This is a genomic window from Glutamicibacter sp. X7 (assembly GCF_054889245.1).
Window position 1 is genome coordinate 660,625 of the sequence record NZ_CM142678.1, and the last position, 21,836, is coordinate 682,460.

General features: G+C 60.5%; 23 protein-coding genes. 11 read left to right on the forward strand and 12 right to left on the reverse strand.

All coding sequences use genetic code 11. The features are described 5' to 3' along the window. Positions 1-58: 58 nt before the first annotated feature. Complete coding sequence (locus ACYU0X_RS03335) at positions 59-370, reverse strand: hypothetical protein (RefSeq protein ID WP_309408773.1); 312 nt, start codon at positions 368-370, stop codon at positions 59-61. Positions 371-486: 116 nt separating this feature from the next. Between ACYU0X_RS03335 and ACYU0X_RS03340 the strand changes: the two genes are divergently transcribed. Next, positions 487-1,218, forward strand: coding sequence for a M50 family metallopeptidase (locus ACYU0X_RS03340; RefSeq protein ID WP_418908406.1), 732 nt, complete (start codon positions 487-489; stop codon positions 1,216-1,218). Here ACYU0X_RS03340 and ACYU0X_RS03345 read toward each other — a convergent pair. The 5 genes from ACYU0X_RS03345 to ACYU0X_RS03365 all read right to left on the reverse strand — a co-directional run bounded on the left by ACYU0X_RS03345 (position 1,198) and on the right by ACYU0X_RS03365 (position 6,231). Continuing rightward, on the reverse strand, positions 1,198-2,382 hold the full coding sequence (locus tag ACYU0X_RS03345) for a YihY/virulence factor BrkB family protein (protein ID WP_461902115.1): 1,185 nt from the start codon (positions 2,380-2,382) through the stop codon (positions 1,198-1,200). The two genes, ACYU0X_RS03340 and ACYU0X_RS03345, sit on opposite strands and share 21 nt — an antisense overlap. 100 nt (positions 2,383-2,482) lie before the next feature. After that, a complete protein-coding gene (gene phnE, locus ACYU0X_RS03350) occupies positions 2,483-3,310 on the reverse strand; it encodes a phosphonate ABC transporter, permease protein PhnE (protein ID WP_461902116.1) in 828 nt (275 codons plus the stop codon). Beyond that, a complete protein-coding gene (locus ACYU0X_RS03355; protein WP_461902117.1) occupies positions 3,307-4,083 on the reverse strand; it encodes a phosphonate ABC transporter ATP-binding protein in 777 nt (258 codons plus the stop codon). The genes phnE and ACYU0X_RS03355 overlap by 4 nt, the downstream gene beginning before the upstream one ends. Further along, the gene (locus ACYU0X_RS03360) at positions 4,083-5,006 is read right to left on the reverse strand and encodes a phosphate/phosphite/phosphonate ABC transporter substrate-binding protein (RefSeq protein ID WP_461902118.1); all 924 of its coding nucleotides are present in this window, start codon (positions 5,004-5,006) and stop codon (positions 4,083-4,085) included. The genes ACYU0X_RS03355 and ACYU0X_RS03360 overlap by 1 nt, the downstream gene beginning before the upstream one ends. A gap of 43 nt (positions 5,007-5,049) precedes the next feature. Continuing rightward, the gene (locus ACYU0X_RS03365) at positions 5,050-6,231 is read right to left on the reverse strand and encodes a TIGR03364 family FAD-dependent oxidoreductase (protein WP_461902119.1); all 1,182 of its coding nucleotides are present in this window, start codon (positions 6,229-6,231) and stop codon (positions 5,050-5,052) included. A 164-nt stretch (positions 6,232-6,395) separates the two neighbouring features. Here ACYU0X_RS03365 and ACYU0X_RS03370 point away from each other — a divergent pair, with 164 nt between their 5' ends. The 3 genes from ACYU0X_RS03370 to ACYU0X_RS03380 all read left to right on the forward strand — a co-directional run bounded on the left by ACYU0X_RS03370 (position 6,396) and on the right by ACYU0X_RS03380 (position 8,910). Further along, on the forward strand, positions 6,396-7,151 hold the full coding sequence (locus ACYU0X_RS03370) for a GntR family transcriptional regulator (protein WP_461902120.1): 756 nt from the start codon (positions 6,396-6,398) through the stop codon (positions 7,149-7,151). Between the two features lie 30 nt (positions 7,152-7,181). Then, positions 7,182-7,865 carry a phosphonatase-like hydrolase gene (locus tag ACYU0X_RS03375; protein ID WP_461902121.1) on the forward strand — a complete coding sequence of 228 codons (684 nt, stop codon included), beginning with the start codon at positions 7,182-7,184 and terminating at the stop codon, positions 7,863-7,865. A 313-nt stretch (positions 7,866-8,178) separates the two neighbouring features. Beyond that, positions 8,179-8,910 carry a transglycosylase family protein gene (locus ACYU0X_RS03380; RefSeq protein WP_461902122.1) on the forward strand — a complete coding sequence of 244 codons (732 nt, stop codon included), beginning with the start codon at positions 8,179-8,181 and terminating at the stop codon, positions 8,908-8,910. A gap of 53 nt (positions 8,911-8,963) precedes the next feature. Here ACYU0X_RS03380 and ACYU0X_RS03385 read toward each other — a convergent pair whose 3' ends face one another. Beyond that, positions 8,964-9,809 (reverse strand): PaaX family transcriptional regulator, encoded by an 846-nt coding sequence (locus tag ACYU0X_RS03385; protein WP_461902123.1) that lies wholly within the window; start codon positions 9,807-9,809, stop codon positions 8,964-8,966. Next, a complete protein-coding gene (gene kynA / locus ACYU0X_RS03390; RefSeq protein WP_461902124.1) occupies positions 9,796-10,647 on the reverse strand; it encodes a tryptophan 2,3-dioxygenase in 852 nt (283 codons plus the stop codon). Before kynA ends, ACYU0X_RS03385 begins: the two co-directional genes overlap by 14 nt. A gap of 138 nt (positions 10,648-10,785) precedes the next feature. Here kynA and ACYU0X_RS03395 point away from each other — a divergent pair, with 138 nt between their 5' ends. From ACYU0X_RS03395 to ACYU0X_RS03415, 5 genes are all read left to right on the forward strand, one after another. Further along, complete coding sequence (locus ACYU0X_RS03395; RefSeq protein WP_461902125.1) at positions 10,786-11,469, forward strand: CE1759 family FMN reductase; 684 nt, start codon at positions 10,786-10,788, stop codon at positions 11,467-11,469. Positions 11,470-11,559: 90 nt separating this feature from the next. Next, positions 11,560-11,772: a hypothetical protein gene (locus tag ACYU0X_RS03400; RefSeq protein ID WP_461902126.1), complete on the forward strand. Its 213-nt coding sequence runs from the start codon at positions 11,560-11,562 to the stop codon at positions 11,770-11,772. A gap of 624 nt (positions 11,773-12,396) precedes the next feature. After that, a complete protein-coding gene (gene hpaH / locus ACYU0X_RS03405; RefSeq protein WP_418908413.1) occupies positions 12,397-13,182 on the forward strand; it encodes a 2-oxo-hept-4-ene-1,7-dioate hydratase in 786 nt (261 codons plus the stop codon). Then, complete coding sequence (locus ACYU0X_RS03410; protein WP_461902127.1) at positions 13,167-13,976, forward strand: HpcH/HpaI aldolase family protein; 810 nt, start codon at positions 13,167-13,169, stop codon at positions 13,974-13,976. Before hpaH ends, ACYU0X_RS03410 begins: the two co-directional genes overlap by 16 nt. A gap of 77 nt (positions 13,977-14,053) precedes the next feature. Further along, positions 14,054-15,352: a cell division protein PerM gene (locus ACYU0X_RS03415; RefSeq protein ID WP_461902128.1), complete on the forward strand. Its 1,299-nt coding sequence runs from the start codon at positions 14,054-14,056 to the stop codon at positions 15,350-15,352. Between the two features lie 99 nt (positions 15,353-15,451). Here ACYU0X_RS03415 and ACYU0X_RS03420 read toward each other — a convergent pair whose 3' ends face one another. Next, positions 15,452-15,976, reverse strand: a complete 525-nt coding sequence (locus ACYU0X_RS03420) for a DinB family protein (RefSeq protein ID WP_418908416.1) — start codon at positions 15,974-15,976, stop codon at positions 15,452-15,454. A 71-nt stretch (positions 15,977-16,047) separates the two neighbouring features. Between ACYU0X_RS03420 and purN the strand changes: the two genes are divergently transcribed. Further along, entirely contained in the window at positions 16,048-16,629 is a 582-nt protein-coding gene (gene purN, locus ACYU0X_RS03425) for a phosphoribosylglycinamide formyltransferase (RefSeq protein WP_418908417.1), read from the forward strand. Positions 16,630-16,703: 74 nt separating this feature from the next. Here the strand turns inward: purN and ACYU0X_RS03430 are convergent, their stop codons facing one another. Continuing rightward, positions 16,704-18,212 carry a nucleobase:cation symporter-2 family protein gene (locus ACYU0X_RS03430; RefSeq protein WP_418908418.1) on the reverse strand — a complete coding sequence of 503 codons (1,509 nt, stop codon included), beginning with the start codon at positions 18,210-18,212 and terminating at the stop codon, positions 16,704-16,706. A gap of 270 nt (positions 18,213-18,482) precedes the next feature. Between ACYU0X_RS03430 and ACYU0X_RS03435 the strand changes: the two genes are divergently transcribed. Then, positions 18,483-19,841, forward strand: coding sequence for an 8-oxoguanine deaminase (locus ACYU0X_RS03435; protein ID WP_461902129.1), 1,359 nt, complete (start codon positions 18,483-18,485; stop codon positions 19,839-19,841). Here ACYU0X_RS03435 and ACYU0X_RS03440 read toward each other — a convergent pair. Further along, positions 19,838-20,920: a lysylphosphatidylglycerol synthase transmembrane domain-containing protein gene (locus ACYU0X_RS03440; RefSeq protein ID WP_461902130.1), complete on the reverse strand. Its 1,083-nt coding sequence runs from the start codon at positions 20,918-20,920 to the stop codon at positions 19,838-19,840. The genes ACYU0X_RS03435 and ACYU0X_RS03440 overlap by 4 nt on opposite strands. Further along, positions 20,917-21,753 (reverse strand): glycosyltransferase family 2 protein, encoded by an 837-nt coding sequence (locus ACYU0X_RS03445; protein ID WP_418908421.1) that lies wholly within the window; start codon positions 21,751-21,753, stop codon positions 20,917-20,919. Before ACYU0X_RS03445 ends, ACYU0X_RS03440 begins: the two co-directional genes overlap by 4 nt. Positions 21,754-21,836 lie beyond the last annotated feature (83 nt).

The window sequence follows — 21,836 nt, forward strand, 5'->3', positions numbered from 1 at the left end:
GAGTGTCAGGAATCAACTTAGCATTGGGAAACGACGGTTTGTCACTGACCAGTGAAGCTTAGTCTTTCTGGCGACGCTTGCCACCAAGCAACAGAGACAAGACAGCGACCGCGCCGGTCACGGCATTGACCGCCGGCCATGCACCCATTTTCTTGGCCAAGGGGTGCGAACCGCCGAAGGCCGCGAGGTAGCAGACGGTGAGCAAGCTAGCTCGCCCGGCGCCGGCGTCCTTCTTCCATATCGCGAACGCTCCGGTTCCGGCCGCGGCAAGCACGGCCCCGCCCAGCGGCCGATTCTTTGTGCTTCGCGCCGTAGCAAAGCCACCGATCAATCCGGTAACGGCTAGTGCGGTCGATGCAATACGGGCCATGGTGACTCCTAAACTCGGGATGGGAATTATTCTTGCCCTTCATCTTAGGCGCTTGTCCGAAAGCTTCGGCGTGCTCACCTCTGGCGCTCAGCGAGAGCTGGAAAGATGAATGGATTATGGAGGAGTTCTTCACGCACCTGCTCGAACGGTTAGGGCAGATGCCCGCGCAGCCCCCGACGGTGCTACAGCTCGTGATCGTCGCAGCCCTAGTGGCGCTACTGGTGCTTCCGCGTCCGCTTTGGCGGGTCACCGGCATGTACTGCACACTGATTCACGAGCTGGGGCACGTTATTTTCGCGCTCTTTACCGGTCGTTTCGTGACGAGCCTGCAATTGGGGTGGGACCACTCCGGTCAGGTGGTGAGCCGAGGCCGACGCGGATGGTCCTCGGCCATTTCTGGTGTTGCTGGATATCCAGCGCCCTTGTGGTGCGCCGCGGGGCTACTTGCGGCGGCTGCGGCCGGTTACTCCGGGTGGGCACTGTTGGCCTTCGCATTGCTCTTTTGCGGCGCCCTAGTATTCGTGCGTAATCTACCGGCCATCCTCGTCTGCGGCAGTAGCGCCGGCGCCGCACTGGCGATTTTGGTTTTCGCCCCGATCCCGTATTTCACCTTTGCGGTGTTGTTCATGGGCGGATTTCTATTGCTCGCGGGGCTACGCGACATGCTGAAGCTTCTTTCGGTCCACCTCTGGCGAAGGCACCATCGTGAACAGTCCGATGCGGTGCTGATAGCACGTTCGACCGGTGGGTACGCGTGGATCTGGTTATGGCTGATCATGATCCTCTGCGCCTGTGGAGCATGGGTCGCGGTGCTAGGTGTATTGCACCTAGTCGCGCTCGCCGGGTGAGTGCTTCCGAGAAGTGTGTTTGGCCCGCGACCACCGGGTGAACCCCCAACCGGCCGCAAGGGCCACGGCAACCGGTAACCAGCGTGTTTTACGTTTGCCTGAGTCGCGCGGCTCCTCCCAAGACAGCCGCATCAGCGGATCTCCGCCGTGCTCGACCATGATGTTCTGCGCGTTGGCGTTGTCCTTGTGCTCACCGAACTCCTGCTTGCGAATTTGCGTGTCGTCACGCACCGGTAGTTGGAGGTGCTCGGCGGCCGGAATGCCGGCACGTAGCTGACGTAACCGGGCGAATTCGATGTCGACCATGGCCCCGTAAAGCAGGGCGATATTACTGATCCACCCGGCCAAGACGAGCACGATGACACCACCGATGGCCCCATAGGTGGCCGAGTAGCTGGCAAAGCGGGTGAGGTAAAAGCCGAATCCGAGTACGGCTAAGACCAAGGTGGTCAGCGCGGTCAGCGTACCGGGGGAGAACCAGCGGAAGCGCTCGCGTTTCACATTCGGGGTTAGGTAGTACAACAACGCCAAAATCAGCAGGAACATCACGAGCATGATTGGCGGCTTCGCCCAGTTCCACAGGGTCACGAAGTTATCGCCCAAGCCAATAAGGCTCCCCAACCCGCGTGCGATCGAACCCGAGGTTACCAGGAACACCAGCGAGATGACCGCGACGAGCATCATCATGAGCGTGATCATGAACATCTGAGGCCGGCGCTTCCACGAGGGGCGACCTTCCTGTACTCCGTACATGCGGTTCATGGCCCGGGAGAAAGCTTGGACGTACCCCGAGGTACTCCAGATGGCACCGAGCGAACCGATCAGTATAGCGATCGTGGTGCCGCTGGCTTCGGAGGCGAGCCCTTCCAGTAGCTGCCGGGCGGTGTCGAGCAATTGCTGCGCATCGCCCTGCAGCGGTTCACCGTTCGGTGACATGGATCGTTCCAGCAGGTCCATGATCCACTGCGAGCCGCCTTCGCTGGCCCCCGCGAGCGACAGCAAGGAAATCATCGCCAGTAAGCCGGGGAACATGGCAAGCACCAAGAAGTAGGAGAGCGCGGCGGCGGCATCCAGCCCACCAACGCGCAGGAATTCACGTAGCGCCCGCGGAAAACAATCCAGTGATTCGCGGAGTTTCTGGTGCTTCGCTTGCGTTCCGTTCATACGTGCCTCCTCGCAGCGCCGCCCGGCGCTTTTGCTGGTGCTCTGTGCAACACCTTAGCGAAAGAGCCGGGCGGAAACGATGCGAAATGAATGCTATGTCCTACACAGCAACCCTTTTGCGAATGTAGGCCGAGAGCTGATCAACGAGAATGATCAGGACCAATACCACGAGAATTTGGGTGACCATGGCATCGAATTGGAACGACTTAATGGACTGGTTGATAAGGAGACCGATGCCCCCCGCGCCGACAAGGCCCAGCACTAGCGAGGAGCGTACATTGACGTCAAAGCGGTAAAGGAGCAGGCCTACAAAGGATCCGGTCACCATGGGCAAGGAAGCATGCATAACTTGTTGCAACCGAGTTGCTCCAGCGGTTCCGAGCGCCTGTTGTGGCCCTTGGTCGGACTCTTCCAGAGCTTCAGCCCAGAGCTTCCCCATAACACCCGTATTGTGGCAGATCAATGCCAAGACTCCGGCAAACGGGCCGAGTCCAACGGCGGTGACGAAGATCAGCGCGAAGACCACGTCGGGAACCGCACGAAAGAACGAGAGGAGCGCCCGGGCCAGCTGGTAGACCACCTTGTTTCCGCTAGTCGTTCTGCTACCAAGGACGGCGAGTAACAGGGCCGCCGGAATTGACAGCGTCGTGCCCAGAAGGCCGATCCAGAGGGTTATCGCCGTGGCAGCTAGCGCCGGGGCCAGAACCGTGTCCCAATCAAAATTGGCGGGGAATGCGTCGGACAGAAATGCTCCCATGCCTTCAGCACCTGCGACCAGCTCGCTAATCCTAAAACCGGTGTCGCGAAGCGCCACAACATGCAGAATCACGAGGACAGCGATGGAAATGCCGGCGGTGGTCCAGCGGCTGACCGCTCGGGGCCGCGGCGGTACGTGGGAACGGCGGATTTCAAATGTTTGCTGACTCATGCCGCAACCGCTTTCGCTGCGTAGAGACGTTCGCGCAGGCCGTTAGTCAGGCCTTGGACCGGCCCTGAATACTCGATTCGACCGTTGAGCAGTCCAATCGCTCGATCTGCATGCCGCAAGGCAAGATCAGGCTGATGCAAGACGGCCGCGACTGCTAAGTTCTCCTCGTGCGCCAGATCGTGCAGCAAAACCATAACCTCCTCGGCGGCGGCCGGGTCCAGCGCGGAAACTGGTTCATCCGCTAAGAGCACTTCCGCACGTTGGCACAGGGCTCGCGCCACGGCAACGCGTTGCGCCTGACCGCCGGATAGTCGCCCAGCTAATTCATGGGCGCGGTCGGCCATTCCCACGCGTTCTAGCGCAGCCATGGCTTCTTCTTGTAACTCACGTCCGAAGAACAACGGAGAAACACTCGCACTACCGGATAACCGCCCGAGCGCCCCAGCACATACGTTCTCTAGCGCAGTGCGTCGCGGAACCAGGTGGATCTTTTGGAAGACCATGGCAATGGGTCTACGTGCGCTACGCAAGGATCGCCCGGAAAGGGTTTGTAGATCACGACCGTGTAAACGGACACTACCGGAATCAGGCGCTTCCAATCCCATCACACATTTGAGTGTGGTGGACTTTCCTGAGCCGTTGGCCCCGAGGAAGGCCACCACTTCTCCACGATGTAGGGAAAAATCCACTTCATGGAGCACTTTGCGCTCGCCGTAGGATTTGGCCAGAGAACTAACGCGTAAGATTGGGTAATCCTGATCGAGTGAGCGCATTAGATATCGTCCTCGGTGAGCTTCATGGTTTTCGCTAGGTCGAAGAGCGGGGCGTACGTCTCCTTAGTTACCTTTTGCAGGTTTCCCGCGGGCTTTACATCGAGGAAGTTCGCAACCTCCTGAATGGTCTCGGGCTCGAGATTCAACAGGGCTTGCGAGATTGCATCCTTGAGTTTCGGATCCATATCTGGAGCCACCGTAATCGGGTCATTAGGAATCGGCTCGGAGGTCCAGATCTGACGATAATCCTCGACGGTGAAGCTTCCTTCGGAGGTGGCGGTTTCCAAGGTCTGGGAATTGATTTCTGCGGCGTCGACTGTGCCGTTGGTCAGAGCAAGCAATGCTTCGGGGTGCCCACCGGCGTAATTGACGTTCAATTCGTTTTCTGCGATGCCGGCCTTAGCTAGCGCATAACGGGGCAGTACATCTCCCGAGGTGGAACCCACCGAACCAAGCGCAAGATCTTTACCGCGCAGGTCCTCCACGCTTCGGATGGGTGAATCCTTGGGAACCCAAATTCCGCCGGTATAGGTGGAGAGTTTGCCGTCCGCAGTGCCGAAGGACACAAGTGGCTCAGCGCCTGCTTTGCCATCGGCAAAGACGTAGCCCATAGGTCCAAATTGTCCGAGGTCCAATTTGCCGTTTCGCATTGCCAGAACTTCCGCAGCGTAGTCCTCGACGATTTGGACTTCAACGGGACAATTGAGCTTTTGGCTCAGAGCCTCGGCAAGGGTGCGGTAAGCCGGCTCCAATTTGGTCGGGTTCTCATATGGTTCAACGCCGAAGCTTAGTCCTTCTGCCGGGCAGAGACCATCGTTGTTCCCTTGCCCTTGCGGAGTTGCCTCAGAAGCAGGCGAGCAGGCGGCGAGGCTGAGTGCCGAGAGGGCTAGAAGCATTCCGGTGAGGATTTTTTGAGGTTTCATGAACATGTTCCTTTGCGAGGTTTATGGCGAGCTGTGGGAAAGATTATGAGTGGCTTGGGGTGAACACGCGGGATTTGAGGTTCGCTTCAGCCAGTCCGAATCCAATGGTCATGCCGATCCCGCTGGTTACGGAGACCACCGTGAGTCCGTCACGGAGGTCACGTATCAACAGTGGGCCATGCGTCGATGAGGCATAGACGCCCTGCCAGCGTTCGCTCGGCGCATCGGTAGCCGGCAAGACCTTAGCCAGTTCGCTCAGGAGCACGTTTGATACGTCCTCCTGCAGAAAAGGCGGCTGAGTGCTGGCGTATGAGTGGGAATCGCCGAGTAAAAATGTGCCGTCAGGCCGCTGGGTGTACATGACGTTGGCACCAATTTGCATAAGCTCGGGCTGGTTAGCCGAAATCTCCCGCTGCAACTGGGGGTAGGAAGGCATATGGCTAAAAGCGTCGTAACGGAGCATGGACGTTCCCGTCAATACGGCCGGAGTGACGTCGACCTGTTCGGTAGGCTTAGCGGCAACCATCTGCAGTGCGCACCGAACGAGGTCGTGCTCCTTAGCAATCTGGGGGAACAGATAATCAACGTCGTGCCCCACGCATACAAACACGTGATCTGCTTCGAATATCCCTCGTGTAGTTTGCACCGCATGACGACGATGCATACCGGGAGCAAAGTTCGTTGCAGCGGTCCCGTTAAGCACTTCGACCTGAGGGTGGCCGGCCAACCAGAGATTGAGTGATCCGGCGGCAGTCCGGGGATCGACGCGTAGGTCGTCGCACAGGAAAGCTCCACCGATAAGGGTCGTTTCTGCTGGCAACCTGAGTTGCTCAAGTACTTCGGAACGGTTGAGCAGACTTACCTGCCCCTGTGGGCGCGAGGCGGAGAATTCCCGGAGAACCTGCATCTCCACTTCACTTCGGGCAATGACGACCGAGCCGGTAGGAGCGGCCCAGAACCCCGCCCGTTCGGAGAAGTACAGCCAGTGCCGGCGGGAAGCCTGAGCTAGTTCGTAAATCTCGCCGTGTTGAGCTGTGATGCAGGCATGCCCGAAGTTTCGAACCGAGGCACCGACCGGTCGGTGATCTCGTTCGAGCAGGATCACTCGGTGACCGGCCTCGGCGGCCAGTGCCGCGTGAGCGAGACCAATGATGCCCGACCCGACGACCAGCACGTCGGCTTGTGATGGTGCGTTCGTGGTTACGGCGGTGTCGTAGAAGTTCATGATTTGATCTAATCCGACCGATGACTGTTCGAACAAGCCAAATCGCATGTTGTACGTACATGTTCATTTACGGTTCATTTGAGCAACCTAGAACTACGAAAAGTTCACCTTGGATTTACCTCAGCCCTAGAATATCGCGAAATATAGGGGATATGCTGACGAACATGTCCACTATTGCCATTCCCATGCATCAACAAGTGAGCGACCATATGCGTCAGGAAATCGTATCCGGGCGCTGGTCTGAGGGCTCGATGATCCCTGGCGAAATTCAGTTGTCCGAACAATACGGGGTTTCACGCTCCACCATTCGCCAGGCGCTGGCGAGCTTGCGGCAGGAAGGGCTGATACGCGGCGTTCAGGGCCGGCGTCCGATTGTCTGCAAAGCGGTTCCATCACAACCCTTCTCCGTATTTATGTCTTTTAGCGAGTGGGCCAGCGCTATGGGGCGCGTGCCTGGGCAGCGAACCGTGGAAATCGCCCGGCGCTCGGCTGACGCGGAGACCGCGGACCTCCTGCAAGTAACGGAAGGAGATCCGGTCGTGCAACTTCTGCGTGTGCGGTCTCTTGACGGGGCTGTGACAATGCTCGAACGAAGCCGTTATCTACGGGAAGTGGGCGATCTGCTGTTTGAGATGGATCTCGACGCCGGATCGATCTATGCGTACCTACGTCAACGCGGAGTCGACTTGGCTAGCGGACGTCACGTAATAGACGCAGTCGCCGCCGATGCGGTGGACGCTGAGCACCTTGGCGTGGTCGCTGGCTCGCCGCTCTTGCGGGCTAGGCGTACCGCCGTAGACGCGCAAGGCAAGGTCTTGGAAGTCGCCGATGACCGGTACCTTCCAGAACAAGCCAACTTCGTTATTGAGAACCACTACAGCGCCAACACTGGCATGGCCCGTGTGGCCTTGGTCGGCTAAGGCATCGAGACAATCACATCAAGGGGAAAAATGTTTGAACTTGTAGTTATGGATATGGCCGGAACCACGATTGACGAGCACGGCGACGTGTATCGAGCCCTACGATCAGCCGTTGAGGAAACCGGTGCCGAGGTTACGGCGGATAACCTGCAACGGTGGATGGGGGCAGATAAGGTGGAAGCCATTGAGGCCCTATTGCGTTTGGGCGGGATTGAAGCCAGCGATACGCTCGTCCGTCAGCAATTTGATCGCTTCAGAGAGCTCTTGGCAGGACTGTATGAGCAGAATCCTCCCGTTGCTCTCGACGGCGTCGAGAAAGCCCTGATGGAACTGTCGTCCCGCGGCATGAAGATAGCCTTGACGACGGGTTTCTCCGCAGACGTCGCGGAACCACTTTTGCGCGGCCTTGGTTGGGGTGTGGGGGAGGGAGAACTGCTGGATGCCGTGGTCACCAGCGACGAAGTTGCCGCTGGTCGACCTGCCCCGTATATGATCCACCGCGCTATGGAACGCACGGGCGTCCAAGATGTTCACTCGGTCATTTCGGTGGGCGACACCATCGTTGATGTGCTCTCGGCGCATCGCGCCGGGGCGCATCCCGTCGCAGTCTTGACCGGAGCTCTAGTGGAAGACGATTTCGCGGGCTACCCCACTCGGTGGATCCTTGACGGCGTGCGATCTTTACCACAACTACTGACGGCAGAGCCAGTTTAGCCCGATAACGTTTCGGTAGGGTAGGGACGTCGCGAGGCCCCTGTTATGGGGTCTCGCGAAAATTTTTTTAATGCGTTTTGACCTGTATTTTAGCTATTTCTGATGGTTTCCTGAGTTGCAAGGTGCCCGCAACGTCCCGTTATCGTGGTTTGTAACGTTTCGATAACACTCGCAGTGTTATTGGGGAAACAAGCGTCGGACGGTCTTCACATCGCCTGCCGAGACGGCGCTTCATCGAAGTCGAAATGCGACGCCGGGCGATGCACCACGAAGGTCTGGGAAGACCTGAGTGTCGAAGGGCCACTGGAGAGCTATGATCCAGCAGAAGACCAAGAAGATTGTTCGCCGCGGTTCGGCTACCCTGGCCGCCGTCGCCGTGGCAGGTGGCGCCCTCGTAGCCACCACCGCGCCAGCCAACGCTGCCGGCACCTGGGACGCACTGGCACAGTGCGAATCCAGCGGCAACTGGAGCATCAACACCGGTAACGGCTACTACGGTGGCCTGCAGTTCTCGCTGTCGACTTGGCGCGCCTTCGGTGGTTCCGGTATGCCGCACCAGGCTTCCAAGGCCGAGCAGATCCGCATCGCCACCAAGGTTCAGGCATCGCAGGGCTGGGGCGCATGGCCTGCCTGCTCCGCCAAGCTGGGACTCAGCGGTAAGCCGACCGGTAGCGTGACCCCGCAGGAAACCTCGGTTAAGAAGACCGCTCCGACCAAGCAGAGCACTTATAAGTCCACTACCAAGAGCGTGGCACCGAAGAGCACCGCCAAGAAGCAGACCGTGCAGCCGAAGTCCGTGCAGCGCACCACCGTGAAGAAGAGCACCGGCAAGCGCGTCGCCCAGGCACCGCAGCAGAAGGTGTACAACGTGAAGGTGAGCGATTCGGGTAAGGACTACACCGTCAAGAGCGGTGACACCCTGTTCACCATCTCGCAGAAGCTGGGCTTGGATTCCTGGCAGGCCCTGTTTGTCCTGAATCAGGACGTTGTGGCCAACGCCGACCTGATCTACGTGGGTCAGACCCTGGATATTCCTGCCAAGTAGGGATTCCGTCAACCGCCCCGCGCCGCCTAAAGCGGCGCGGGGCGGTTGCCCGTTTAACCCACCGCCGCGAGTACACTGTGCGCAAAGTCGTCGGCCCCGGGACGCAATTGCTGCATGCGTTCCATAAACAGCAAGCGGCTCTCGGTTCCGGGCCATCCCGCGGGCAGCATCTGCGGAGGCAACCCTGGATCCAAGTATGGAATGGCCCGCCATGAATCGATGAGCCGGACGAAGGAGGCGTAGTCCTCACGGGGTACGCCACTGACCGGTAGATCTTCAGCGTTCGCGATGAACTGCTGATGCCGTGCGGCAAGATCCGTCAGATTCCACCAACTCTGCGCCGACTGCTGGGCCGAGATCGGATACTGGGGGTTCTGACCGATAAATAGGGTCGCGTTATTGCGTAGCTCGAGTGCCTCGAGTACCTCACTGACTTCGCCGTGCAGATACTCGGGAAAAATCCACAGTCCGGCATTGACCAGTCCACCGCCGAGGTTCAGTAGGTGACGGCGTAACTGATGTCGGGCGGCGCGCTGTGATTCAGGTACTGAAAAACTCAGCAGGAGCCACGAGTCCGCGTCGGCCATTTGGCGAGGAGTGAAAATACGTCGGTCCCCGCGTGCGAACATGGCTCGCGCCGCCTCCGTGACCTCGATCTTCGATGTGGTCCCGGTGGCGGCTAAGAGGCCGCGTTCGCAGAGGCGAGTGATCGCAGTCTGCGCGGTGCCCACCGAAACATTGGCCGCGGAGAGTAGCTCAAGAACGGTTGCTCGCGCGACGGGAGCTGGATGATGCCGAAGGTATAGCCCGCCGATCGTGCGCAATAACGAGGTGGCGCTGCCGATGCGCACCTCGAAGTCGTCGAGGGCGAATGCCGCGAGAGGTTTACGAGACTCCAATTTCCGTCCGCACCGCAAAAAGCTCGGGGAAGAACGTCAGATCCAGGGCGCGCTTGAGGAAGTTGACGCCGGAGGAGCCCCCGGTGCCGGTCTTGAAGCCAATGGTGCGCTGCACGACCCGTAGGTGGCGGAAGCGCCAAGCTTGGAAATTATCCTCCACATCCACCAGATCCTCGCACGCCTGATACAGGCTCCAGGCGGTGTCTTCGGACTCGTAGATGTCCTTAAATACCGGGACGAGCTCCTCGGTGAAATTCCACGGCTGGGTTACATCGCGAGTCAGCACCGAGTCTGGGATGGCGTACCCGACCCGATGTAACGCAGCAAGGAAAACGTCATAGAGCGACGGCTCATGCAGGAGCTTCTCGAGCATTTCGTGGGCCTTGGGATCGGACTCGTGAACCTTAAGCATGCCGGCATGCTTATTGCCCAGAATGAATTCCACTGCGCGGTACTGATACGACTGAAAGCCCGAAGAGGACCCTAGGAAGCCGCGGAACTGTGCGTACTCCCGCGGGGTCAGCGTGGCTAGAACAGACCATTGCTCCGTGAGGGTCTTCTGAATGTGTTTCACGCGGGCAAGGCACTTGAGTGCCTTGCCGAGTTCATCGACCGTTATGAGTCGTCGAGCTTCGACGAGTTCGTGCAACATCAGCTTCAGCCACAGCTCACTGGTTTGATGCTGAATGATGAATAGCATTTCATCGTGGTGCTCCGGCTGGCTGACCGGGTGCTGGGCCGAGAGCACGCGCTCAAGATCCAAGTAGCTGCCGTAGGACATCGTGTTGTGGAAGTCGGTGCGCACTCCTTCTTCGATGTCGCGCTGGTTGGAACTCATGGGGCATTGCGAGGTCATGCGCCGATGGTATCAAAATCAGAACGAGCGTCACAATAGTGAAACTGCTAGATGGGAATATCACGTGGCGTCCCTGCGTTATTACATGCAAACGCATATAACTAAGGAAAGGTGGATACGATGAGCGCCTCGATCGTCGTTATTTCCGGTGGCCTAGGCACCCCTTCAAGCTCCTCGCTACTTGGCGGACAGCTTGGACGGTCGGTCAACGAGCAACTGGCCAGTTCCGGGCTAGAAGCTGATGTTCAGCTCGTCGAGCTGCGCGAGTATGCCGCGGACATCACTAACAACATGCTCACCGGTTTCGCGGCACCCGCACTGCAGCAGGTGATCGATGCGGTGGCGGCAGCGGATGTGTTGGTAGCGGTATCACCGGTGTTCACCGCATCCGTTTCGGGCCTGTTTAAGTCCTTCCTCGACATTCTCGATCCCAAGACCTTGGAGTCAAAGATCGTGATACTCGCAGCCACCGCGGGGACCCAGCGGCACCAATTGGTCATCGACTACGCCATGCGGCCCATCTTCGGCTACTTGCGAGCGCAAGTCATGCCCACCACGTTATTCGCCGCTTCCGAGGATTTCGCGGGACAAGGCCTGAGCGGCACCCTTGAGCAACGAGTGCAGCGTGCTTCGCGCGAGGCCGCGTTGGCTCTGGGGGCCACTGCGCCGCAGCTGGGCGCCAAACAGGATCTGGGTGACACTCGCTCGATCACGCCAAGCGTCAGCGAATTCGCCGATCCCAACGACACGATGTCATCGCTACCCTTCGAGGCATTGCTCGCCAGCGTCCAAGCCGGACGCTAACCAATACTCGGCCCCACGCATTGCATCGAGCACTGTCGTTAGGGTGGAAAGCAGGAGACGGCGCCAGAATGAATCGAAGGAGCGGCCAACATGGAAGCAGATCTTGAGCCAACGAAGCGATATGGCACATCCACTGCGGCGCTGGTCGTGCGTATCCTCGCCGGTACGCTCACTCTAGCCGCGGGCATTGTCTGGCTCACGGGAGCCAGCACCCCCTGGTGGTGGGGTGTGCTTTTGTTGGCCTCGGGCGCGCTGGTACTCGGGGACGCGGTGCTTGCGTGGCGCGCACGCAGTAGACGGTAGGCCGCCGCGGTTCGTCTTTTGCCAGCAATTTCGCCGGGTGGAACCCGAGGAGCGAAGGGGTTGAGCCGCCGCGTTGGGCTAGCTCATCAAATTCACGCTCATCGTTACGACCCCGGAGACCCCGAAATATAGGCCAATGAGCATTAGGGTCCGAAACTTTCTGGTGGTCTCGTTATCGCTATTGGGTTGAGTCTTCGCGATACGAGAAGCGAAGAGGCAGAGGCCGCTGAAAATAAGCATGCATAAGATTCCAAGAGCTAGCGTGGGAGTCATGAGGTCGGGGCCTTTGGGGTGATGATGGCGTGTATTGCGGAGCGGGTCGTTTCCGTACCTCGGCCGTTGGGCCGGCACTGTATCGCCGGGTAGGCGACCAATAAGGTTGTCTTTTTGTCTTTAAACACGCTAGTCAGTAACCAAAGATATGCGCATCGTACTTTGGGATGATTTTTGCGATGCTCACCTATCGTCTAGGGATGATCTTCCCGGAGCAGCGGCACCGCTCGCGGCCGACGGGCGAAATCTAAGTACGATGTGCCAGCCCTGCCACCGCTCGATACCATGGGCGATGTGAGCCAAGCCATGAATCGGCTCGCGCCACAGTGCCATGCGTGCGAAAGGTGAACCATGCTGCCCGAGGAAACAATTACGGCGATCGCCGACGAATTGGTCGCGGCCGGGGAGACCCGAACCCCGGTACCGTTGCTGACCGCCCGATACCCAGAGATGACGGTGGAAGATTCCTACCGTGTCCAGAATCTGTGGCGTCAGCGTAGTGAAGCCAAGGGCCGTGTACTGGCCGGGCGAAAAATCGGGCTCACCTCACGCGCCATGCAGATGGCCACGGGCATCACTGAACCCGACTACGGAATCATCTTCGATGACATGGTGCTCGAAACCGGTTGCACAGTGCCCTGGGACCAATACACGCACCCACGCATTGAGATGGAGCTGGCGTTCAAGCTCAAAAAGGATGTTAGCGGACCCAACGCGACAATTTTCGATGTGCTGGACGCGACAGACTACGTGATCCCGGCCCTTGAAATCCTCGATTCCCGCATTGAAATGCAGGGCCGCACGATCGTCGACACGATCAGCGACAACGCTGCCATGGGCGCGATGGTGATCGGCGGCAACCCGGTGCGCCCCGAAGCGGTCGACCTGCGCTGGGTCGCCGGCATCCTCTACAAGAACCAGACGGTGGAAGAGACCGGCGTAGCCGCCGGTGTGCTGAACCATCCGGCCTCGGGTGTGTACTGGCTGGCCAACAAGATCGCTCCGCATGGCGATAAACTCTCGGCCGGCGAGCTGATCCTCGCGGGCTCCTTCACCCGCCCAATGTGGGTGGATAAGGGCGATACCGTCATGGCCGACTATGGAGCATTGGGGACGGTGACATGCCAGTTCGTGTAGCCGCTGACCGCTCGTTCAAGGATGTGCTGGCCTCCAGCGACCGCCCGCTGGCCGGTGTGTGGGTATGCTCCGCCTCGACGGTCAACGCCGAAATCTGTGCCGGGGCAGGGTTTGACTGGATTTTCCTCGACGGCGAGCACTCGCCTAATGATCTCGGAAGCCTGCTGACCCAATTGCAGGCCGTGGGTGGTTACCCCACGGTGCCGGTGGTACGTCCTCCGGTCAACGATCCGGTGATAATCAAGCAGTACCTGGATCTGGGCGCCCAGTCACTGATCATCCCGATGGTGCATACCGCCGAAGACGCCGAACAGGCGGTGGCTTCCTGCCACTACCCACCACGCGGAGTCCGCGGGGTTGGCTCGGCCCTTGCCCGCTCTGCTCGCTGGAACCGCATTGACGGCTACCTGCAACGGGCCGGCGATACCATCACCGTGATCGTGCAGATCGAATCCCAGCAGGCCGTGGATAACGTCGAGGCGATCCTCGCTACCGACGACCTCGATGGGGTGTTCATTGGGCCTTCGGATCTGGCCGCCACCATGGGCCTCATTGGACAGCAAGGGCACCCGCAGGTGGTGGAGGCTGTCCTGAAGGTGATCGCCGCAGCCCGCGCGGCTGGTAAGTACGTGGGCGTCAATGCCTTCGACCCCGCGAGCGCCCAGCGCTATATCGAGGCCGGAGCGCAGTTCGTGGGAGTTGGCGCCGACGTTGCGTTGCTCGCCCGGGCCAGTGAACAGCTTGCCGAACGGTATCGCGGAGAGTCCGACGCTCCCATTACCTCCAGCTACTAGCCGATGACAAGTACGGCCCAGCGACCCTTGCGCGTCGCTGGGCCGTACTTGTGATGCGCAGTGGGATTATTGAAGGGATGAGCCGCGAAAAGAAACCCATGAAAGCCGTCATGTTGCGCCTGCGCAATGGTTGGCCGATGCCCCTGGCGCTGCAGGGTGCCTTCGAGATCCTGCAGTCGGTCGTATTCTGTCTGGCCATCTTCGTCGTCCCGTTGATCGCCGTATATTTCTCCGGCGGCTTCCTCGAGGAGTCCTTCAACGTCATCCTGCAGTTCGGCGGCCAATTATGGTTGCATGCGCACGGTGTTCCCGTTGAAGTGCTCAACCTGGGCGAGGGGCAAGGCAGCGGATGGATCACGTTGGTTCCACTCGGACTGAGCCTCTTGCCGCTGATGTTTTGTTGGCGTGCCGGGCGCCGCATCGCACGTGCCTCCTACACCGATCAACTGTGGCAAGGACTGGCCGGTGCGTTGCTGACCTATGCCCTGCTGGGGTTGGCCGCCGGGTATCTCTGCACGAATCAGTACGCACGAGTGAATGTGGTGGCAGCGGCGCTGATCCCCATGGCGATTGCCTGCGCGGGCCTGATTATCGGCGCCCGGCGCGAAGCCGGCTCTTGGGGGCGGCTGATCGGTGTGGATACGGCCAGCTACCTGCAGAGCATTTCGCCGCACCGGCGGTGGGCCGGATCCTATGTATGGCACGTGATAGTTGCTGGTTTCCTCGGTTATGTGGCGGCCGTGGGTATTGCCGGCGTGCTGGTATCGGTATCCGTGGGCACGCACTGGGCGGATGTAGCCAACGTCTATCAGGATCTGCGCCCCGGCCCGCTGGGGTCCTTTGCGCTGACCCTCTTGCAGTTGGGCTTTATCCCGAACGCGGTCTTTTGGGCGCTGTCGTGGATTTCCGGTGGCGGATTCAGCCTCGGCGTGGGTAGCACTCTTTCCACCCTTGAAACCACGGTGGGGCCGCTGCCGTCCCTACCGTTAATGGCTGCGCTTCCTTCTGGCTCCAGCAGCTACAACTGGCTGTTCCTGCTCCTGCCGGTGGTGGCTGGCATTGTCGCCGGGTGGTACTTCCTCCGCGTGGGCGAGAACCACCTCGAAGATTGGTTCGCGCGAAGGATTCCCTACGCGGCACTTTCGTTGGGTGTATCGACAGTTTGTCTCTCGGTGTTTACCGGCCTTGTTACCGGCCTGTTTAGCCTTCTTGGTTCCCTGCTGGCCTCCGGGTCGCTGGCCATTGGCCGGCTGACCGAAATCGGGCCACATCTGTGGCTCACGGCCGGGGCGTTGGCCTTGCAGATCGGTGTGGGCACCGCCATCGGCTATCTGATCGCCCCGCTCTTTGAAACCGACCCGGTGCTCGAAGGTTAGCTAGGGCCGGTTATGCTCACGCGCCATTCGTGGTGAGTAACCGGCACCGGGTAGTGGTGGCTGGCCACCGCCAAGCGCTTCGCTCGTGCTGCAGTTGGCTCAGTCCGCCTGCACATCCCAGAGGTGATGGAGCACGTCATGCCAGGCATATTGAGTCAGGCTCAGCACCGTGAAGGCCGCGCCGTTTGAGCGAAGGCCACGGCGCGTCAGGTCGGCTTCGGGTATTTGGGCCAGTGCGGCGCAGTAGCGCTCGCTCGCGGCCCGCAGTGCCTCTCGCACGGCCTCGCGACCCAGCGCGTTATAGTCGCCGTCCTGCGCGGCTCGATCTTGGTCCCAGTCGGGAAAAGTCGGGGCGTCCATGGTGCGCATCATGGTCAGCCGCTCGATCATCACCGGTAGCATCTGTGCCACGTGCATGACATATTCTTGATCGCTCCATCGGGCGGGGTCGGTGCGTTCGGCGGCAGCCGGCCGCTCAAGTACCACTAAGAGCCGTTCAACCGCCTGCGGCAAGTGCTCGATGACGTCATCGAGGGTTGTCGCGCGCACATCCTGACCGCACTGGGTGCAGGGCTCGCGCAGGACAACCGTCCAGTCTTTGGTATCGGGAACGATCTGGCTCATATGTGCTTCCTTCACGGAGACCGAGGGTTCAGGGCCAGTCTATGCCCGTGGTCAACCGTAGAATGGTAGCTATGCGCATAGTAGTTCTGGTTTCCGGCACGGGTTCGAATCTTCAAGCGGTTATCGACGCCGTGCAAGCGGGAGAGCTACGCAATGTCGACATTGCGGCCGTTGGCGCCGATAAAGAAGGCACCTACGGGGTGCAACGCTCGGCCGAGGCCGGGATCGAAACCTTCGTCGTGAACTTCAAGGATTACGCCGATCGTGCCGAGTGGAACCATGCGCTGACGCAAAAGTGCCTGTCCTACGCGCCGGACTACGTGATCTCCTCCGGGTTCATGCGCATTGTCGGCGAAGAGTTCATCAACGCCTTCGACGGCACCTACATCAACACCCATCCGGCCCTGCTGCCTTCCTTCCCCGGGGCTCACGGGGTGCGAGACGCTCTAGCCTACGGGGTGAAGATGACCGGGTGCACCGTGCATATTGCCGACGCCGGGGTGGATACCGGACCGATCTTGCGCCAGGAGGCGGTGGAGATCCTGCCCGACGACACCGAACAGTCGCTGCACGAACGCATTAAGGTCGTGGAGCGCCGCCTGCTGATTGCGACCCTGCAGGACCTGGCCAACGAGACCGAAGCCGCCCATTAAGCTAAAAACCTGGGGTGCCCCCGAGCTTGGCTCGGGGGCACCCCAGGTTAAGCCAGCGGCGCTGGCGGCGGAGTTTACTTCTCGTTGGGGGAGTCGTTCTCGTCCGCGGTCAGCACCGGCACCTCGTGGCCGCTTGCGTCAATGATTTTGCCGTTCTTGATGGTGTCGCCCTCGGCGAGGATGCAGTCGGTTTCCAGCAGACGCGTAAGGTCTTCCTCGCGAATCGCGCGCCCGGTGCCGGCCACGAAGACCGAACGATCCGAGCGGTCCTTATCCTTCTGCCCAATGTGGTTAAAGAGGAGGTTCAGCAGCACGGCCATAATGGCGGCCGAGGAGATCCCCGAGTGCAAGATGATGCCGACCCAGTCGGGGAATGCATGGTAGAAATCCGGGTTGATGATCGGAATCAGACCAAAGGCGATGGATACCGCGACGATGATCATATTCAGATTGCCCTCATACTCCACCTTGGCCAGGGTGCGGATACCCGACGCGGCCACGGTGCCAAAGAGCACGATGCCCGCGCCGCCGAGTACCGGCGAGGGAACAGCGGCGACAAGTCCACCGACGATCGGCAACAATCCGAGAATCACCAGAATCACGCCGCCGGCGGTGACCACGAAACGTGACTTCACGCCGGTGATGGCCACCAGGCCAACGTTTTGCGCGAAGGCGGACTGGGTGAAGCTGTTGAACACCGGGGCCACGGCCGAGGAGATCATATCGGCGCGCAGGCCGGCGGCGATGCGCTTGGAGTCGACCTTGGTGCCCACGATCTCACCCACGGCGATAATGTCGGCGGTCGTTTCGGTCATGGTCACGATGATGACGATGAACATGGAAATAACTGCCGCCACCGATACGGTGGGCCAGCCAAAGGCGAAGGGTTCAGGGAAGGCCAGGTAGCCACGGGCGGCGACGTTGGAGAAGTCTGCCCAGCCAAAGATGGCGGCGATGATGGTACCGATGACGATGGCGAGCAAAATGGACAGTCGCGAAATGGCCGCGAGGCCAACCCGGCTGAGGATCAGCACGATGCCCAAGGTCAGCGCCGCGAGCCCGATATTGCGCAGGCTTCCGTAGTCCTCGGCGTTGGCGTTACCGCCCATCACCCAGCCAACGGCTACGGGCATCAGCGAGAGCCCAATGGTGGTAATCACGGTGCCGGTGACCACCGGAGGGAAGAAGCGCACGATCATGGCGAAGAACGGGGCGATCAGCAGGCCCATCAGCGAGGCGACGATGACCGAGCCGAGGATGCCGGGAATGCCTTCACCGCCAGCGAGAATGGCGGTCATGGTGGCCACGCCGGCGAAGGAAACGCCCTGCACCAGCGGCAGCTGGGAGCCGAAGAAGGGCAGGCCGACCGACTGCAAAATGGTCGCCAGACCACCGACGAACAGACAGGAGGCGATCAGCACGCTGATCCCGTTGGGGTCGAGCCCCGCGGCGTTGCCGATGATCAGCGGTACCGCGATGATGCCGCCATACATCGTCAAAACGTGCTGCAAACCGTACGTGGCTAGTTTGCCGAGGGGGAGTTTTTCATCCTCCGGTCGGCGTTGTTGCGCGAGTGTAGTCATTATGTCTCCATCAAATGCGAGCCGCGAGGACTGGGCTTGCGCCCACCGCGGGACGGCTCATGGAATTTCGTATATCGGAAAAGATTTTCCCTTTTTGAACCGCTTGAGTTCTACCATAGGGCAATTTGTGATTTGCGCAACACCTAAGAGGTTGTGTTACCGTCCTTAGGTATCGTCGATGAACCCATCGACCGGCGGAACAGCAGACGCCGATAAACCTGAGCTGGCGGTCTACGCCTCCGGCTCGTGTCGCCAGCAGAGAGGCGACACATGTCAAAACTATGGATTCGCAACCCTCGCGCGGTGCACCTCGGAGCGGAGCTCGATTCGAGCCAAGCCGCCGGAGGACTGGTCATCAACGCCGGCAGCGGACTCATCGAGGCTTTGGTGCCTGCCGGCGTGACACCGGAGGTCGATGAGATCTTCGACGCCACCGATCTGGTGCTCACTCCCGGCTTGATCAACACGCATCACCACTTTTATCAAACGCTGACCCGAGCGTGGGCTCCGGTAGCCGACCTGCCGCTCTTCGGCTGGCTGACGAATCTGTACCCGGTGTGGGCTCGACTGACCCCGCGGGCGCTCGAGCTGGCGACCACCGTGGCCATGGCCGAGCTCCTCGAATCCGGATGCACCACCGCGGCGGATCACCACTACCTGTTCCCTTCCGGAATGGATCAGGCCATCGATATCCAGGTCGAGGTGGCGCAGCGTCTGGGAATGCGCGCCATGCTCACCCGCGGGTCGATGTCTCTAGGGACCGACGACGGCGGGTTACCGCCACAACAAACCGTCCAAGATCCCGAGATCATCCTGGAAGACTCGCGGCGGTTGGTGGAGCAATACCACCAGCGGGGTCCCGGAGCCATGATCCAAATCGGGCTGGCCCCCTGCTCCCCGTTCTCGGTCACCACCGGGTTGATGCGCGAGAGTGCAGCCCTAGCGGAGGAACTCGACGTACGCCTGCACACGCATCTGGCCGAAACCCTCGATGAAGAGCAGTTCTGTCGGGAGCGCTTCGGGATGCGCACGGTAGAGTATCTCGACTCCGTAGGCTGGCTCTCCGCGCGGACATGGCTGGCCCATGGCATTCACTTCGACGATGCGGAAATCGCCCGATTGGGTGCGGCGGGAGTCTCCGTGGCGCACTGTCCCACCTCTAATATGCGCTTGGCCTCCGGCATCGCGCGGGTGATTGAGCTTGAACGCGCCGGAGTCGCGGTAGGTCTCGGGGTGGACGGTTCGGCCTCGAATGACGCCTCGAATATGATTCGCGAGGTACGCCAGGCCCTCTACCTCCAACGACTACGCTACGGGACCGAGGCAGTGACCAGCGCCCGGGTGCTGGATTGGGCCACCGCGGGTTCGGCCGCCGCCCTGGGCCGCGCCGATATCGGCAGAATTGCGGTGGGGCGACAAGCCGATGTGGCCATGTTCCGGCCCGAGGGCTATGCCTTCTCCGGGGCGCACGATCCGATCGCCGCCCTGGTACTCTGCGGGGCCGAACGCGCCGAACGGGTTATGGTGGCCGGTCGCTGGCGGGTGATCGACGGCCGAGCGTTGGGCATCGACCGCGAAGCGCTGATTGCCGAGCACCAGCATCATGCCCACCGTCTGGTGGCTGGTTAAGTGTCTTGCTGTTCCGGAAGCTCGGTCAGCTTAGGTGATCCGGACTTGATGACGCTGTGCTGGTAGAAGCCATACCCGAACAGTATGGTGCCCAGCAGCAGGATCACCCGCGAGAGGGCGATCGCCGCGATGGCGGTTGCCCCGGGCACTCCACCGGCGGCGAGCACCGAAACCATCACCACTTCGTAGGCGCCTAGTCCGTTGGGGGTAACGATCACCATCGAAGCTACGGTTGCGGCCCCGTAGGCCACGAACACCAGCGCGAAGTCGGCCTGATAACCAAAGGAAGCCAGCGCCACCAGAAAAAGTCCGGCATCTAGCGCGTTGACGGCAAAGGATAGGAGGAAGGGCACCAGCAGGGCGCGCGGTTTCGCGGTGACCTCGGCGAACTCGCGATACATGTGATCGACGAAGCGTACGAAATGCGCCACGTTGAGCCTGTCTTGGCGACCAAACCAAGACAGCACCCGGTAGGCCACCGAAAAAATAAACCCGGCGATGCGGTGCAGTAGGCGACGTCGACGGAAAATGATGGCTCCGCCCACGGTGACCACCAGTGCCAGGGTGCCGACGATGGCCATGGTCACCATCACCAGCATGGTGCCGCGGTGGGTCAGCAGCAACCAGAGGGCGGCCGCGGCCAGCATCAACACGAAAGAGACAAAGGTCAGCGCGAAGCGGGTCAGCTGCGCCAAGGTGGTGCGACTGGCCGGCACCCCCAGCGTGCTCAGCTTCCAGTTGGTGTAGGCGATACCGGCTGCCCCGCCCGAGGGCAGCATGTGATTGGCGAAATTAAACTCCAAGGACATGCGCATCGCCGCGGCCGGATGCATGCCATGTAACTCACCGCGGCCACGTAGATAGGAGAAGAGTACTTCGCCGGTAAACCAGAAACTCGCTAACTGCACCGGAACCAGCAGGGCCAGAACGCCCAAGTTGACCGTGGCCAGCGATTCGAAGGCCGCCCGCACATGCTCCCACGCCCCGGCGATCACCAGGCCGACCAGCACGAAGGTCAGAACACTGACCCAGAATCGCAGCGAGCGGTACCACGGACGGTGCTCGGAAGCCGAACTCACTGTGCGGAAGCTTCCGCCTCGAGAGCAGCCCGGCGCTTGGGATTCCCATAGCAATGCCGTGCAAGTGTCAACGAGTCGGTCCGGTAGTATCGTTCGAGCTTTTCCCGGTCGATGGAGCGGAATAAGTGGGCCTTGACCAACAGCCGAGGCTCAAAGGCCAGCCGATGTCCGCTACGCAGCAGGGCGATGGTCAAATCCAGATCCTCGCTGACCTGCTGGTCATCCATGGCGACCAGCTCGCGGGCCTGCCACCAGGCGCTGGTGCGCATCGCCCCATTGAAGCCGTAAATCATCGGCCGCACGCCGATGCTGCGCTGGTGCCACCAGCGGAATCCGCGGTACCACACGGAGAACCAGAAAAAGGCGGCCGGTGACAACTCGGCAATGGCCGCGCCGCCACCGACGGCATCCAGTCCGCTGCCCGGGGCTAGTCGCTGGCGGATCAGGGTGGCCCAATTGCGTGTCACCCGGGAATCGGCGTCAATGCGGGCAATGAGTTCGCCGCGGGCCGCGTCGAATCCGGTGGTGCGGGCGTAGGTGATGCCCTGACGGGCTTCGCCGAGAACCCGCACGGTGGGAAAGGACGCGGCGATGGCCGCCGAGTCGTCGGTGCTGGAGTTATCCACCACGATGATTTCTTCTGCCGGGTCGTCCATGGCGAGCAGGGATTCGAGGCAGGCTTCGAGAATACCCGCCTCATTGAAGGCCGGAACTACGACGGATAGCGTGGGGAGCCCGTCGCTGCGTGCGGGTAGCTGCTCGGGCTGGTGGTCGTCAAAGGGCATATGCGTGTAGTGGTACTTTCGCTCTACGTCGTTCGGGCGTCCTACCATCCTATGTTGCTCCGGGGCAGAGTTACCTCATCCCGTGGGTGGAATAATTCGCTACGGGCCATCCCGCCCGAGCCGGAGACACT

Bases quoted from the DNA above. Each gene is read 5' to 3' on its own strand.
- ACYU0X_RS03335 (WP_309408773.1), bottom strand. From the start codon at position 370: ATGGCCCGTATTGCATCGACCGCACTAGCCGTTACCGGATTGATCGGT.
- ACYU0X_RS03340 (WP_418908406.1), top strand. From the start codon at position 487: ATGGAGGAGTTCTTCACGCACCTGCTCGAACGGTTAGGGCAGATGCCC.
- ACYU0X_RS03345 (WP_461902115.1), bottom strand. From the start codon at position 2,382: ATGAACGGAACGCAAGCGAAGCACCAGAAACTCCGCGAATCACTGGAT.
- phnE (WP_461902116.1), bottom strand. From the start codon at position 3,310: ATGAGTCAGCAAACATTTGAAATCCGCCGTTCCCACGTACCGCCGCGG.
- ACYU0X_RS03355 (WP_461902117.1), bottom strand. From the start codon at position 4,083: ATGCGCTCACTCGATCAGGATTACCCAATCTTACGCGTTAGTTCTCTG.
- ACYU0X_RS03360 (WP_461902118.1), bottom strand. From the start codon at position 5,006: ATGAAACCTCAAAAAATCCTCACCGGAATGCTTCTAGCCCTCTCGGCA.
- ACYU0X_RS03365 (WP_461902119.1), bottom strand. From the start codon at position 6,231: ATGAACTTCTACGACACCGCCGTAACCACGAACGCACCATCACAAGCC.
- ACYU0X_RS03370 (WP_461902120.1), top strand. From the start codon at position 6,396: ATGTCCACTATTGCCATTCCCATGCATCAACAAGTGAGCGACCATATG.
- ACYU0X_RS03375 (WP_461902121.1), top strand. From the start codon at position 7,182: ATGTTTGAACTTGTAGTTATGGATATGGCCGGAACCACGATTGACGAG.
- ACYU0X_RS03380 (WP_461902122.1), top strand. From the start codon at position 8,179: ATGATCCAGCAGAAGACCAAGAAGATTGTTCGCCGCGGTTCGGCTACC.
- kynA (WP_461902124.1), bottom strand. From the start codon at position 10,647: ATGAGTTCCAACCAGCGCGACATCGAAGAAGGAGTGCGCACCGACTTC.
- ACYU0X_RS03395 (WP_461902125.1), top strand. From the start codon at position 10,786: ATGAGCGCCTCGATCGTCGTTATTTCCGGTGGCCTAGGCACCCCTTCA.
- ACYU0X_RS03400 (WP_461902126.1), top strand. From the start codon at position 11,560: ATGGAAGCAGATCTTGAGCCAACGAAGCGATATGGCACATCCACTGCG.
- hpaH (WP_418908413.1), top strand. From the start codon at position 12,397: ATGCTGCCCGAGGAAACAATTACGGCGATCGCCGACGAATTGGTCGCG.
- ACYU0X_RS03410 (WP_461902127.1), top strand. From the start codon at position 13,167: ATGCCAGTTCGTGTAGCCGCTGACCGCTCGTTCAAGGATGTGCTGGCC.
- ACYU0X_RS03415 (WP_461902128.1), top strand. From the start codon at position 14,054: ATGAGCCGCGAAAAGAAACCCATGAAAGCCGTCATGTTGCGCCTGCGC.
- ACYU0X_RS03420 (WP_418908416.1), bottom strand. From the start codon at position 15,976: ATGAGCCAGATCGTTCCCGATACCAAAGACTGGACGGTTGTCCTGCGC.
- purN (WP_418908417.1), top strand. From the start codon at position 16,048: ATGCGCATAGTAGTTCTGGTTTCCGGCACGGGTTCGAATCTTCAAGCG.
- ACYU0X_RS03430 (WP_418908418.1), bottom strand. From the start codon at position 18,212: ATGACTACACTCGCGCAACAACGCCGACCGGAGGATGAAAAACTCCCC.
- ACYU0X_RS03435 (WP_461902129.1), top strand. From the start codon at position 18,483: ATGTCAAAACTATGGATTCGCAACCCTCGCGCGGTGCACCTCGGAGCG.
- ACYU0X_RS03445 (WP_418908421.1), bottom strand. From the start codon at position 21,753: ATGGTAGGACGCCCGAACGACGTAGAGCGAAAGTACCACTACACGCAT.